Source organism: Achromobacter sp. 18P8.1.1, assembly GCF_057799415.1.
In genome coordinates this window covers 229,533-242,991 of the sequence record NZ_JBYOKH010000003.1, presented here as the reverse complement: position 1 = coordinate 242,991, position 13,459 = coordinate 229,533, and the positions used below count along the sequence as shown (strand labels likewise).

Genomic DNA, 13,459 nt, shown 5'->3' with positions numbered 1-13,459 from the left:
AAAGGACGCCGTCATGCCCGCGCGGGACGGGTCCGGTCAATCGGACCCCAGTTGCAGCTTGTTGGGCTGGCGCTTTTCAATGGACCACTTGAGCAGCGCGGCAGACCGGTAGATGCCGTGCGCGAACTTGCCGTAGGGCAGCGTCAGGAACAGCGCCATCACCACGCCCAGGTGTATCGCCAGCAGCAAGGCCATCGCACTGCCGTCGCGTCCCGCAAGCAGCGCCAGGCCCGTGGCGCTGGTCAGGAACAGCAGCATGATGAAACCGCGGTCCATCGGTTTTTGCGCCGCGTCGCCTTGTTCCGGATGCCGTTTGACGTTCAGCCAGAGCAGCCCCGCCGGCCCGATCAACAGGCCGATGCCGCCCGCCGTGCCCAACAGCACCGGCGCGCTCAGCAAGGGATACGGCGCCTGCTGGCCCAGCAGGTAGTGATAGAGCGTCGCCACGCAGGTGGCCGCGAAGCACAGCATGAAGCCGTAGAACGTGAAGTGGTGGAAGCGTCGGCGCCACAGGGTGAAGGCGTCGTCCGCGTTGTTGCAGCCCTTGCCGTGCCCGCCATCCAGATAGCGCAGGCGCAGCGCGTCGTGCGCCGCCTCCGCCACCGCGGCGCCGGACGCAGCACCCGGGCTGACGTTGCGCCAGAAGCGCGTGACCCCCACGCCCAGCGCCAGCATCGAAAAGCCGAACACCACGCCGAACATCAGCGCCAGCGTGTTGTGCGGGAACACAGCATAGAAGTTGCCGGCCATTGGCGCGTGGAACAGGCCGCCCGCCATCAGCACCGCCAACACCAGGAACAACGCCAGGCCGCCTGCCGTGGCCAAGGACAAGGCCAGGCCATTGCGCTTGTACAGCGCGCCCAGCGCGCCGGGCCAGGCGTAGTCGGTATAGGTCTGCACCCGCACTCGGGCCATGGCCTGCGGCACGTTCACCGCGAATTCATGCGGCGGCGCGTACTGGCAGGCGTGCAGACAGGCGCCGCAGTTGTGGCACAGGTTGGCCAGATAGTTCAGGTCGGCCTTGCCGAATTCCAGGCGGCGGGTCATGGCCGGGAACACCGCACAGAAGCCTTCGCAATAGCGGCAGGCGTTGCAGATCTGCATGACGCGGGCGACTTCGGTTTCGTCGGCGGTCAGCAATTCCGCTTGAGGCTTTGCGTGCTTGCCCAGCCAGCGCACCGGCTGCTCGGTCATGGCAGGCGCGGCCTCGGCATGCGGGGTGGAAAAAGACTGCGCCTCGCGGGCCAGGGCTTCAAGCTGCTTCATGGGGTGCTCTTCGCAAGGGTCTGGGCGCGCGCGGCGGCGGCAGCCCGGGTGCCGGCAATGCGGCCAAACGCCGTGCCGATGGACATGCCCACCCCGGCCGTGTAGCCCTTGCCCAGCACGTTGCCGGCCATCATTTCGCCGGCCACGAACAGGTTGTCGCTGGGCACGTCGTTGAACCGCACCGCGGCGGTGTCATCCACCTTCAGGCCCAGATAGGTAAACGTGATGCCCGGGCGCAGCGCGTAGCCGTAGAACGGCGCGGTGTCGATTGGCCGCGCCCAGTGCGTCTTGGCGGGCGTGACGCCCTCGGTATGGCAATCGTCCAGCGCGGTGTGGTCGAACGTGCCGACCCGACAGGACGCGTTGTAATCGCCCAGGGTCTGCGCGAACGTGGCGGGGTCCAGGCCCAGTTTTTCAGCCAGTTCGGGCAGCGTATCGGCCTGCACGCCCGGAAACACCGGCGGCATGAAACGGCCGATGGCCTTGGCGTCGATGATGGAATAGGCAATCTGGCCGGGCTGCATGGCGGTCAGCCTGCCCCAGATGGCGTAGCGCTTGGGCCAGAAGTCCTCGCCTTCGTCGTAGAAGCGCACGGCGTCGCGGTTCACCACCACGCCCAGCGACACGCAATCGATGCGGGTACAGATGCCGCCGTCGTACAGCGGCGCACGCGCATCGATCGCCACGCAGTGCGATTGGGATGGGTCGCCGATGCTGTCGGCGCCCGCGTCCAGCATGAATTTCAACAGCACGCCCATGTTGAAGCGCGTGCCGCGGATCAGGAAATTGTCGGCCGGCCATTCGCCGCGCTCGTTCTGGCCCCACGCTTCACGCAGCCATTTCCGGTTGGACTCGAAGCCGCCCGCGGCCAGCACACAGGCGCGCGCCTCGATGCGTTCGTCGCCGATGCGCGCCGCCTTGAAGCGGCCGTCTTCAAGCTCCAGGGCGTCGACCGGGGCGTTGTAGCGGATCTGCACGCCCAGCGCCTCGGCGCTGCGGTAATAGGCATTCACCAGCGCCTTGCCGCCGCCCATGAAGAAAGCATTGGTGCGCGCCACGTGCAGCGCGCCCGACAACGGCGGCTGGAAGTTCACGCCATGCCGGCGCATCCAGTCGCGGCAGGTAGCCGATTCGCGGATGACCAGGCGCGCCAGATGCTCATTGGTCAGCCCGCCAGTGACCTTCAACAGGTCCTGCCAGTATTCCTCTTCGGGATAGGCGTCGGTCAGCACGTCCTGCGGCGCGTCGTGCATGCAGCGCAAATTGCGCGTGTGCTGCGAATTGCCGCCACGCCATTCACGCGGCGCCGCTTCCAGCAGCATCACGCTTGCGCCGGCCTCGCGCGCCATCAGGGCCGCGCACAGCGCCGCATTGCCCCCTCCCACCACCAAGACGTCCACCATGCCATCGTCCCCGAATCAAGGGACCGACTGTACCCAGCGGGTGGCGGTTGCGATATCAGCCGGGCGTCAATGGGTGTTCACGATTCGTGAAGGGCCACCACCGCCCACTTGCCGTCGCGCGCCAGCGTGCGCGACACATCCGCCAGCACCAGGCGCGCAGCCAAACCGGCAGGTGACAGCTCGTCGTCGGACAGGCTGGCCAGCAGATTGGGGCGGAACAGGTGGGCATCTTCAATGCGCGCCATGTGCAGCTGGCCGGGCGCAATGCGGGCCGTGGCCGAACTGGGCTGGATCGTGGCGGCGTTGCCCAGCTGCACCACGTCCATCAGCAACGACAGGCCATCGACTTCAGCCACCACGCGCGGCGTCTGCCCCATTTGCTGGAACGCGTTGTTGACCAGCGCGCGCAAGCCGTGCCGGCCGCTGGGCAGCACCAGCGGCAGATGCGCAATGGCGTCCAGCCGCGTCGTGTCGCCGTCGGGCACGCCCGGCATGTCGCGCCGGGCGCAGAGGTACAGCGGTTCGTCCAGGAGCGGCATGATGCTCCAGCGCCGCGCGGACTCGGCGTGAAACACGATGGCCAGGTCCAGCAAGCGGCCGTTGAGCATGTCGGCAAGGTGTCCCGACAGCGCCTCGACCAGATGCAGGCGGATGTCGGGATAGCGCTCGTTCATGGCTTGCAGGAACGGCGCGCCCAGAATGGCCGCCGTGGTGGATGGCAGGCCGACGCTGACGTGCCCGGCCAGCCGCGCCTGCTGGGCGGCCGTCACCGCATCGTCGGCGTGGCGCAGGGCCAGCTGGGCCTGGCGGAAAAACGCCAGTCCCGCGTCCGTCGGCACGACGCCACTGGCGCTGCGCTGCAGCAGCCGGGTCGAGAGTTCACCTTCCAGCCGGCTGATCTGCTGGCTGAGGGCCGAGGTGACCATGCCCAGGGACATGGCCGCCCGGCCGATGCTGCCCGCCTCTACGACGCGGACGAAGTAACGCAACTGGCGCAGTTCCATGGCGACCCTGGTTCCTGGAAGAATGACAGGGCCGATTGTAGAAGCTCAGTAGCGCGAGTCCTTGGGTTTCTTGCCGTTGGGGAAATCCTTCTCCTTGCCGGCGAAGTCCGGACGCGGCATGTGGGTGAAGTATTCGGCCACGTCCACGGCGTCCTGGTCGGACAGCACGTCGCCCTCGCCCCAGTTGCCGTGCGTGTTCACGCCCATCGGCATGCTGTTGCGAATGAATGCCGCCGCCTTGTACGTGCGCGCGAGACCGGCCCCGATGTTGAACGATTCGTCGCCCCACAACGGCGGAAACACGATGTCGCCCGCGCGGTCCTTCTTGCCTTCGCCATTGGCGCCGTGGCAGGACGCGCATTGCGCCGCATACAGGCCCTTGCCCCGCACCGGATCAGGCACAAGCTTGGTATCGATCGGCCAGGCGTTTTCGATCTGCACCTTTGCGCCATGCGGCACGTCTTGGGCCAGCCACTTCATGTAGGCAATCATCGCCTTCATTTCGGCAGAATCCTTCTCTAGCGGCTTGCCGTTCATCGACCGCATGAAGCAGCCGTTGATGCGGTCTTCCAGCGACACCACGCGGTTCGCGCGCGGGTTGAACTGCGGGAAGGTGTTGACCGTATTGATGTACGGCGCCCCCATCGGCTTCTTGCCCTCCTGCACGTGGCAGCTGTTGCAGTTCATGCTGGCGCCCGTGTTCTGCGGCAGCAGGCGGCGGGTTTCGTTCAAGAGGCGCTTGCCGTGGTTGATCTGGTCCGCGTTGGGTTCGCCCGCGATCTGCGTATCCGACGGGATCGTGTAGTCGGGCAGTCGTTTGCCGTCCTTGTCGATCACCGCGTACGTGTTGCGGGCGCCGGCCTGCGCGCCCGGCGCCGGCGTATCGGGCGCCGCGCTTGCGGCCATCCAACCGCCGGCGGCGACGGCAAGCGCCAACAGCGTGGCGATTCGGGTGTGCTTACTCATGCTTGCCTCCGGCGACGATGTTGGGCTTCTTGCTGGCCAGGAAATCGCGGATATGCGCGACATCGTTGTCGGCGATCGGCGGCGCCTGGTTCGTCCATGCCGTGCGGATGAAATTGATGACGTCGGTGACGTCCTGGTTGCTCAAGTGCCTGAAGCCGGGCATCGCGAACGCCATCGCGTCCGTCTCGTTAGCCGGCATCTTGCCGCCTTCCAGCGTGATCTGGATGATGGACTGCGGGTTCTGCGCGTACACCGCCGAATTGCCCGCCAGCGCGGGGAAAATGCGCGGCATGCCCTGCCCGTCCGCCCGATGGCAGACCACACATTGCTCCATGTAGATGACCGCGCCGCGCGAATCGTAGCGGCCGTCGCGCAAGGCCGCGGTGGTGGTGTCGGCCTTGGGCGGGAACGCCGCAAGCTTGCCCGCGACCGGAGGCAACTGCTTCAGATAGGCCGCGATGCTGGCCAGGTCGCCGTCCGTGAAGTAGCGCGTGCTGTGCTCGACCACATCGGCCATCGCGCCAAACGCGGCGACCTTGTCGGTGCGACCCGTCTTCAGAAACATCACGATTTCTTCTGCGCTCCACGATTGCAGGCCTTGCGCTTCGCCGCGCAGGCTCTTGGCGCGCCAGCCGTCGATGACGGCGCCCGACAGGAAGGCGTCGCCGTCGGCCAGCGACAGCGCCTTTTCCTGATAGGCCAGGCCGCGCGGGGTATGGCAGGCGCCGCAGTGGCCGGGGCCTTCCACCAGGTAGGCGCCGCGCACCAGCTTTTCATCGGCGCCGGCCGGTGCCGCGAAGTCGCGCTTGCCGGCGAACAGCAGTTGCCACCAGGCCATGGGCCAGCGCATGTTCAGCGGCCAGGGGATCGTGGAATCGGCGCTGGGCTGGCTGACGGGTTCGACCTGCGACATGAAGTACGCATACAGCGCCTGGATGTCCGCATCCGGCATGATGGCGTACGACGGGTACGGCATGGCCGGGTACAGGGGCGTGCCGTCCTTGCGGATGCCAAACTGCACCGCGTTCTTGAAATCAGCGTAATCGTAGTTGCCGATGCCCGACTGCTTGTCAGGCGAGATGTTCGACGAATAGATCGTGCCTACGGGCGTCTGCATCGCCAGGCCGCCCGCGAAGGGCTTGCCGCCTGGCACGCTGTGACAGGCCACGCAATCGCCCGTGCGCGCGATGTAGGCGCCGGCCTCGATCAGCCGCCGGTCCTGGATGTCGACCGATGCGGCCGTGTCCACCTTGCGATTCGCGGTCAGCAGCTGCGCGCCGCCGATTGCCAGGCCCGCGGCCACCAGCAGGCCGGCCACCGCCTTGATCCCGAATTTCCTCATTACTACCCTCCGTATCCGCTGGGCAGCGTGCACGTCGGGGAGTTCGTACGGCCTGTCCAGCTTATGGAGGAAGCTTACGCCTTTCAGTAATAAGCTTATGACCGAAAAGCATAACTTCTGCGGGCTTGTTTGATCTCTCGCAAACCCGCATCAGGCGGCCCGGAAAGGGCCATGCTGCGGCCGCCGCATCAGGCGGCCGCAGCCATCCACATGCCGTCAGGCAGCCGGAATCGTCAGGCCCTTCACCACGGCCGGACGCGCCACAAAGGCTTCCAGCACGCGGGCCACGTTCTTGAACTGCGAGAACCCGACCAGGTCGCCGGCCTCGTAGAAGCCGACAAGGTTGCGCACCCAGGGCAGGATGGCGATGTCGGCAATGGTGTATTCATCGCCCATGACCCAGTCGCGGCCTTCCAGGCGCTGGTCCAGCACGGCCAAGAGGCGCTTGGATTCGGCTACATAGCGGTCGCGCGGACGCTTGTCTTCGTATTCCTTGCCGGCGAACCGATGGAAGAAGCCCAGCTGGCCGAACATGGGGCCGATGCCGCCCATCTGGAACATGACCCACTGCAGCGTTTCGTAGCGCCCCGCCGTATCCGCCGGGATGAACTGGCCCGTCTTGCTGGCCAGATAGACCAGGATGGCGCCGGATTCGAACAGCGCCAGCGGCTTGCCGTCCGGGCCATTGGGATCCAGGATGGCCGGAATCTTGTTGTTCGGGCTGAGCGACAGGAATTCAGGCGAAAACTGGTCCTGCGTATCGAAACTGACGCGGTGCGGCTCGTAGGGCAGACCCAACTCTTCCAGCAGGATCGACACCTTCACGCCGTTGGGCGTGGGCAGCGAATACAGCTGGATGCGGTCGGGATGCGCGGCGGGCCACTTCTTGGTGATGGCAAACGAATCAAGGGAGGTCATGCGAGGGGTTCTCCAGGGGAGCGGAAACTGCAGCGGGAATTTGCGCGGTAATCCTAGCGCAAATACGGGAAATTCCGCGACATTCCCGGGTTGTCGACCGGGCTGAATGCAAGCTGTCCTAGCCCGCGCGCCGGGCGCACAACCGCCAAAATACCGCCCTGAACGCCACCACGGCCAGTGCGAGGGGCAGCACCAGGTGCCACTGCGCCAGGAACAGCTCGCGCGTCGCCTCGCCCGGCGCCCAGGTATTGCCAAACACCACGGGCGCGGGCGGCGCCAGGTAGAGGGCGATGAGCGCGGCGGCCAGGGTCGCCGCCAGCCGCCCGGCCAGCGACCGGCGCACCGCCTGGAAGCGTTCGGCCAGCATCAGTGCGATCAGCCCGGCCAGGCCTGCCATGACGGCGTCAGCGTAGAAGTCGCGCGGCCCGTACACGTATGGGGCGTCGGGGACCACCCAGCCGTAGGCGTCGGTCGTCAGGATCGAGGTCAGGCAGGCGCCAAAAGACGCCGCGGCGGCGGCCAGCAGCAGCAGGTCACACACACGTAGCAGGAGGGTTCGCATTGCGGAAAGGCGTCGTCGCGCGGGTTGAAGATCGGCCGCAGCATGCCACAGGCCGGCCCCGGGCGCAGCCCACGCCACGTGCGCCCGTCCCGCGCTACAGTAAGCAGCCCCCTCTCCTGCCCCGGACGTCCATGCTTGCGCCCCGCCTGCTGCCAGCCTTGCTCCTGACCGCCGCCCTGCTGGGGCCGGCATCGGCCGCCCCGCTGATGGACCAGCGCTACGGGCCGGATACCGCCCAGATCGCCGACGTCTATCTGCCCGAAACTCCCGCCCCCGGCGGCGCCCCGGTGCTCGTCGTCGTCCATGGCGGTTCGTGGAAGAACGGCGACAAGGCCGCGCCCGAGGTCGTCCAGAACAAGTTGGCCTACTGGCTGCCGCAAGGCTATGTCATCGTGTCGGTCAACACGCGATTAATGCCGCAGACACGCCCCGAAGCGCAGGCCGAAGACCTGGGCCGCGCATTGGCATGGATCGGCCAACGCGCCCACACCTGGGGCGCCGACCCGGACCGGCTCATCGTTATGGGGCATTCCTCCGGCGGCCACTTGCTGGCGCTGCTGGCCGCCGATGAGCCCATGCGGCAACGCACCGGCGCGCGGCCCTGGCTGGCCAGCGTCGTGCTCGACGGCGCGGGGTTCGACCTGCTGGACGTCATGCCCCGCCCGCATGCCCCCTTCTACGACGAGGCCTTTGGCGCCGATCCCGCGCAATGGGCGGCAGCGTCGCCCGCCGCGCAACTGCGCGGCCAGCAGCCGCCTACCCTTTTCGTGTGTTCGACGCTGCGCCCCGATCCCTGCCGCCGATCGCAGCGCTATGCCGACCTACTGAAAGCGCACGGCGGCCAAGCGGAACTGGTGGGCATTGCGCGCAACCACGCCCAGATCAACGCCGACGTGGGCGCCGACAACGACGAGACACGCGCGATCCACGCGTTCATCGAGGCACAGCTGCGTCGATAGCGGCGCCTGGATTCGCCCCGGCGCGCGTTGTCGTGCACAATCCGGGCACGCGAACCTTCCCGCGGCCCCCCAAGCAGTCCCCATGACGCCTTTGCAGCACACCCCGATCACCGCGCTCGTGTTCGCCGCCGCCCTGTGGCTGCTGGCGCCGGGCGCCCACGCCGCCGACACCACCGCGCCTGAAAAATCCACCGTCCGTTCGACGACTCCGCCTGCCGGTATGCCGCAATATGGCGTGGGCACGCACGGCCGCAGCCTGACGCTTGCCTTGCCCGACAGGCAATCCATCGCGCCCGCCCCCAACACGCCGTACCGCCTGTTCCTGACCGGCAAGACCGACGCGATCCAGAACACCCCCAGCAATGACGGCATCCTGCACGGCGTCACCGACGCCCAGGGCCGCACCGCCTGGGTCTGGACCGAGCAGCCGCACGCCGCCACCGACTTCACGCTGATCCGTCGCGTCGGCGACGGCGCGTGGGGCCACTTCTTCCAGCTGAATTCCAGCGGCGACAACGCGCCGCTGCCCGCCTGGCCGTACATCCTGACGCTGCGTCAGCGCTGGGGCGAACAATGGGTCGACCTGGGCTACACCACCCGCCAGGGCTCCACGGCCTACTTCAGTCATGACATGCCAGCAAGCCCCTTATCCCTGTCGATCGAGGGCTCGGCCACCGACAACGCGGCGTGCTTTGCCGAACTGGACGCCATCAATCTCAAGTTCGCGCAGAAGGATGTGAACGGCGCCGAGCAATTGATCAGCGCCATGCGCTGCGCCGACACTTCGCAGCAGCAACTGGACCTGGCCCACCTGCTGTTGATGGTCGGCCAGCAGGACCAAGCCCGGCAATGGGTGCAGCGCGCCCGCCAGTGGCGCTTCCCGGAATCGCTCAAACGCCCCGCCAAGGCCGTGCTGCAAGACCGCCTGAACCTGGAACGCCTGCTGGGCATGCCGGAACTTGCACTGGCTGACACGCAGGTGCTGCAGCAACGCCAAGCCAAGCGCGACCGCGCACGGCAGCCCGACGACCCGGACCTGGCCAACGAAATCGCCTACTACCTGGCGGACTTTCCCGACTTTTTGCCCCAGGCCGAAGCGCAAGTGCGCGAGTCCATCCGCCGCACGGGCGCAAACCCGTACAACCAGGGAACCCTGGGCTGGATCCTGGCGCGGCGAGGCGACACGGACGAAGGCCTGCGCCTGATGCGCGAGTCCTATCGCGAGATTCCGCGCAACGAAGAAATCGTGGCCGACTATGGCCTGACGCTGTGGCAGCACGGCCAGCCGGAACAGGCGGCGCGGCTATGGGACCAAGCGCAAGCACAGTGCGTGTGGGGCCGGCGCATGTATGACGCAATGCGCCAGGCGGGATACCCACATCCGTACTTCCAAGCGTCGAGTTCCCCGGCCGTGGAGGGATATCGGCAGCGCTGCGATCGGCCGTGGGCAAAGCGCAAGGGGTGGCGGACGGACGCCGCCCTATAATCGTCCGCATACGCTGCACGCTACGCGCCTGCTGAGGGGCAGCCGCAGGAGACCGCCATGAATTCCCCGTTGAAGCACCTGATCGCCCTGCTTGCCGCCGCTTTCCTGCTTGGCGGCTGTGCCCCCGGCAACAGCGGCCCGCCCCACCCGGGCGCCGCCAACCCCTACAGCAACGGCGGCTTCCATGATGCCGGGCCCAATTACCCGGACACCGGCCGCTAGGCCATCCGCTTAGGCCGCGTCCCGGATCGCCGCGATCACGCTGTTCAGTTCCGCGTCGCGATCCGGTTCATTCGCGCTGGCGTAGCGCGGTTCCGGGTAGGCGGCCAACTGCACCACCACCAACGCGTGGCGGCGGTCGATGTAGATGCGCTGGCCGGAATGGCCCATGGCCATCATCGCGCCGTCTTCGCGCAGCCACCAGCTATAGCCATAGGCCGTCAGCCCCAGCGCCTGGCGGCTGGCGGAATGGAAGGCTTCGGGCACCGCATGGGCCACGGCACCGGCCTGGTCGATCCAGCCTTCGGGCAGCACCCGCTTGCCGCCGATCACGCCGTCGTCCAGCACGAACTGGCCCACCCGGCCCAGATCCCGCAAGGTCATGCCGGCGCGGCTGCCGCCGATCTCCTGGCCGTTTTCGGATTCCAGCGTGTAGAAGGCGTCGAACTCCATCCCGTAGGGCTGCCAGATCTTCTGCGACAGGTAATCGGCCAGCGTCATGCCGGTGGCGGCCGAAAGCAGCGCGCCCAGCAGATAGGTGTCGCCCGTGTTGTAGTGCCACACCGCGCCCGGCGCATGCAGCCGCCGGCACGCGCGCAGCAACGCCAGCACGCCGCCCGGCACCTTGTCCGCCAGCGACTTGCTGTAGCGGTTCACATCCGATTGCTTGTCCGTGTAGTCCTCGGTCCATTCCATGCCCGACGACATCGTCATCAGGTGCCGCACGGTCACCTGGTCGTAGGCGCAGCCCTGCATGGCGGGCAGGTACCGCGTGACGGGGTCGTCGATGCTGTGGATAGCGCCGTCCTGCACGGCCGCGCCCACCAGCAGCGACGTCACCGACTTGATGGTGGACATCGTGGACCAGCGGTCGTGCGGCTGCAGGCCCAGGCCGTAGCGTTCCAGCACCACGCGCCCCTCGCGCATCGCCAATAGCCCGGCCACGTTGTTGCAGTCCATGAATTCGGGCAGGCCGCGCTGCACACCATCGGACCCGTACTGCACGCGCGCTTCGGGGCCGCGCTCCAACTCACGCGTCGCCGGGCCACGCGCCACGCTGCGGGTAGCGAACAACTGGTCGACGATGCGGTAGCCATAAGCCTGCAGGCACGGCGGCCACAGCAGGAAGTCTTCGCTGCGGGGCAGATGGACGGCGGGCCGGGCGATGGCTGCGGCGGCGGAAGGAAAAGACAAGTCGGTCATGGGCAAGGCTCGATGCGTGGCGTCCCGCCGGCGATGCAGCGGTGCTGAAGGGATGAGACGGGGATCAATCGTTCTGGATGCCCAGCCGCTTGATGATCGGCCCCCAGGTCGCGGATTCGCGCTGCATGGCTTGCGCCACGGCCTGCCCGCCGAACTCGGCCGGCGGCAGCATGTAGATCTGCGCCATCTGCGCCCGCGCGTCGGGGTCGGCCCAGAACTTCTGCGTGGCCTCGGTCAGCCGCGCAAGCACGGCGGGCGGCGTCCCTTTGGGAGCCATCAGGCCGTACCAGCCGTCGCTGGGAAAATCGGTGGCGCCCACTTCGTAGATCGTCGGCACATCGGGAAGCTCGGCCACGCGCTGGCTGCCGAAGACCACCAGCGGCACCGCCTTGCCCGTCTTGATTTGCGGAATCGCCCCCGAGAGCGCATCCGCCGTCAGATCGATCTGCCCGCCCACCAGGTCCATCATGGCGGGCGCCGCCCCCTTGTAAGGCACATGCGACATGTCCAGCCCGAAATGCTGCGCCAGGAAGGCCACGTTCAAATGCGTCGAATTGCCCATCCCGGCCGAGCCGTAATTCAAGACGCCGGGCTTGTTCTTGGCCACCTTGACCAGGTCCTGGACGCTCTTGATGCCGCTGGCCGGATTCGTCACCAGCACCTGCGACGTGCCGGCAATCATCGTCACCGGGTCAAAGTCACGCACCGGGTTGTAGGCCAGGGTTTTGTACGAGAACGGGTTCAAGGACATGTTCGACGTGCTGCCGAACAACAGCGAATAACCATCCGCGGGTTGCTTGGCGACGAAGGCGGCGGCAATGCTGCCATTGGCGCCCGGCTTGTTCTCAACGATTACCGTGCCGCCGATCGCTTTGGACACATAGCTGGCCCAGGCGCGCGCCAGGGCGTCCGCCGCGCCGCCGGCCGACACCGGCACCACCACGGAAACCGGCTTGGCCGGAAAGCTCGCCTGTGCCCATACCGGGGCGGCCACGGCGGCGCTCAGGCCTGCCGCCACCATGAATCTGCATAGCGCCCCCCGCAGAAGGCCGATCGAAACGGCCGGGGCAGCAAAACGGGATGACAGCGTCGGGACCATGGCGGCTCACTGAATGGCGGGTGTCGGAATGCGACGGATGAGCAGCGATCTTAGGAGCGCCACTAATTGCCGTCCAATGCATAATCGGCTTACCTTCCATAATCAAAATGAATAATTCTGGCAGGCCGCATGAATCTTCAGCAGTTGGACCACTTCCTGGCCGTCGTGGAAACCCAGTCTTTCAGTCGCGCCGCCGACAAGCTGCACCTGACCCAGCCCGCGCTTAGTCGCAGCATCCAGGCGCTGGAAGAGGAGCTGGGCGGGCCGCTGCTGGAACGCGGCAAGAACAAGACACTGACTGCCCTGGGCGAATTGGCGCTGGCCCGCGCGCGGCGGGTGCGGGTCGAGCTGGCCGAACTGCGGCGCAGCGCCAAGATCCTGGCGAACGTCGAAGCCGGCACCCTGCGCCTGGGCCTGGGCCCTGCCCCAACGGCGATGCTGTCCGTGCACCTGCTGCAGCACATGATGCAGCGCTACCCCGCCATCAAGGTTCAGTTAAGCGGTGGCACCGCCGACATGCAACTGCAGGAACTGCGCGAAGGCGCCGTCGACGCGCTGATCCTGCACCGTAGCCAGGTCCCGCCGGACGACGACCTGAACCTGGACCTGTTCCCGCGCACCCCGCTGGGCTTCGTCTGCCGCGCGGGGCATCCGCTGGAGCACCGCCACGCGCTCAGCTTCGCCGAACTGCGCAAGTACCCGCTGGCGGCCAGCGGCCGCGCGATGAGCAATGACGTGATCCACCGCTTGAATGAATACTTCGGCAACCGCACGCACTTCTACGATGCGATCCAGTATCAATCGAACGATGTGAACGCCCTGGTGGAAGTGGTGCGCCGCACGGACGCCGTGTTCTTCGGCGTGCTGCAGGTGGCGCGCACCCTGCTGGACCGCGGCGAACTGGTGCTACTGCACCTGTCGCCGCCGCTATCGCTGAGTTCGGAATTCATGTTCGTGACGCTGGACGGCAAGACGCCACCGCCCGCGCTGGAAAAAATCCGCGACTGGTGCGCGGCGCAGATGGCGGGCTAG

Annotated in this window: 13 protein-coding genes; 4 read left to right on the top strand and 9 right to left on the bottom strand. The window is 67.0% G+C overall.

The annotated features are described in order from the left end of the window. Positions 1-36: 36 nt before the first annotated feature. The 7 genes from tcuB to AC27VE_RS04190 all read right to left on the bottom strand — a co-directional run bounded on the left by tcuB (position 37) and on the right by AC27VE_RS04190 (position 7,461). Entirely contained in the window at positions 37-1,266 is a 1,230-nt protein-coding gene (gene tcuB / locus AC27VE_RS04220) for a tricarballylate utilization 4Fe-4S protein TcuB (RefSeq protein ID WP_488703123.1), read from the bottom strand. Further along, complete coding sequence (gene tcuA / locus AC27VE_RS04215; RefSeq protein ID WP_488703122.1) at positions 1,263-2,669, bottom strand: FAD-dependent tricarballylate dehydrogenase TcuA; 1,407 nt, start codon at positions 2,667-2,669, stop codon at positions 1,263-1,265. The genes tcuB and tcuA overlap by 4 nt, the downstream gene beginning before the upstream one ends. Positions 2,670-2,746: 77 nt before the next feature. Further along, the gene (locus AC27VE_RS04210) at positions 2,747-3,673 is read right to left on the bottom strand and encodes a LysR family transcriptional regulator (RefSeq protein ID WP_427939683.1); all 927 of its coding nucleotides are present in this window, start codon (positions 3,671-3,673) and stop codon (positions 2,747-2,749) included. 45 nt (positions 3,674-3,718) lie between these two features. Beyond that, the gene (locus AC27VE_RS04205) at positions 3,719-4,639 is read right to left on the bottom strand and encodes a c-type cytochrome (RefSeq protein WP_488703121.1); all 921 of its coding nucleotides are present in this window, start codon (positions 4,637-4,639) and stop codon (positions 3,719-3,721) included. Continuing rightward, positions 4,632-5,981: a c-type cytochrome gene (locus tag AC27VE_RS04200; RefSeq protein WP_488703120.1), complete on the bottom strand. Its 1,350-nt coding sequence runs from the start codon at positions 5,979-5,981 to the stop codon at positions 4,632-4,634. Before AC27VE_RS04200 ends, AC27VE_RS04205 begins: the two co-directional genes overlap by 8 nt. Before the next feature lie 216 nt (positions 5,982-6,197). Beyond that, positions 6,198-6,899, bottom strand: a complete 702-nt coding sequence (locus AC27VE_RS04195; RefSeq protein ID WP_006226146.1) for a glutathione S-transferase N-terminal domain-containing protein — start codon at positions 6,897-6,899, stop codon at positions 6,198-6,200. Between the two features lie 118 nt (positions 6,900-7,017). After that, positions 7,018-7,461 (bottom strand): hypothetical protein, encoded by a 444-nt coding sequence (locus AC27VE_RS04190; RefSeq protein ID WP_427939679.1) that lies wholly within the window; start codon positions 7,459-7,461, stop codon positions 7,018-7,020. Positions 7,462-7,592: 131 nt separating this feature from the next. Between AC27VE_RS04190 and AC27VE_RS04185 the strand changes: the two genes are divergently transcribed. The 3 genes from AC27VE_RS04185 (at position 7,593) to AC27VE_RS04175 (ending at position 10,128) form a co-directional block, all read left to right on the top strand. Continuing rightward, positions 7,593-8,420, top strand: a complete 828-nt coding sequence (locus AC27VE_RS04185) for an alpha/beta hydrolase (protein WP_488703119.1) — start codon at positions 7,593-7,595, stop codon at positions 8,418-8,420. Positions 8,421-8,502: 82 nt separating this feature from the next. After that, positions 8,503-9,906, top strand: a complete 1,404-nt coding sequence (locus tag AC27VE_RS04180) for a tetratricopeptide repeat protein (protein WP_488703118.1) — start codon at positions 8,503-8,505, stop codon at positions 9,904-9,906. A gap of 57 nt (positions 9,907-9,963) precedes the next feature. Continuing rightward, positions 9,964-10,128, top strand: coding sequence for a hypothetical protein (locus AC27VE_RS04175; RefSeq protein ID WP_488703117.1), 165 nt, complete (start codon positions 9,964-9,966; stop codon positions 10,126-10,128). A gap of 9 nt (positions 10,129-10,137) precedes the next feature. Here the strand turns inward: AC27VE_RS04175 and AC27VE_RS04170 are convergent, their stop codons facing one another. Together AC27VE_RS04170 and AC27VE_RS04165 are read right to left on the bottom strand one after the other, a co-directional pair. After that, positions 10,138-11,328: a serine hydrolase domain-containing protein gene (locus tag AC27VE_RS04170; RefSeq protein ID WP_488703116.1), complete on the bottom strand. Its 1,191-nt coding sequence runs from the start codon at positions 11,326-11,328 to the stop codon at positions 10,138-10,140. A gap of 64 nt (positions 11,329-11,392) precedes the next feature. Next, positions 11,393-12,349, bottom strand: a complete 957-nt coding sequence (locus tag AC27VE_RS04165; RefSeq protein WP_488703115.1) for a Bug family tripartite tricarboxylate transporter substrate binding protein — start codon at positions 12,347-12,349, stop codon at positions 11,393-11,395. 207 nt (positions 12,350-12,556) lie between these two features. Between AC27VE_RS04165 and AC27VE_RS04160 the strand changes: the two genes are divergently transcribed. Further along, positions 12,557-13,459, top strand: a complete 903-nt coding sequence (locus AC27VE_RS04160) for a LysR family transcriptional regulator (protein ID WP_488703114.1) — start codon at positions 12,557-12,559, stop codon at positions 13,457-13,459.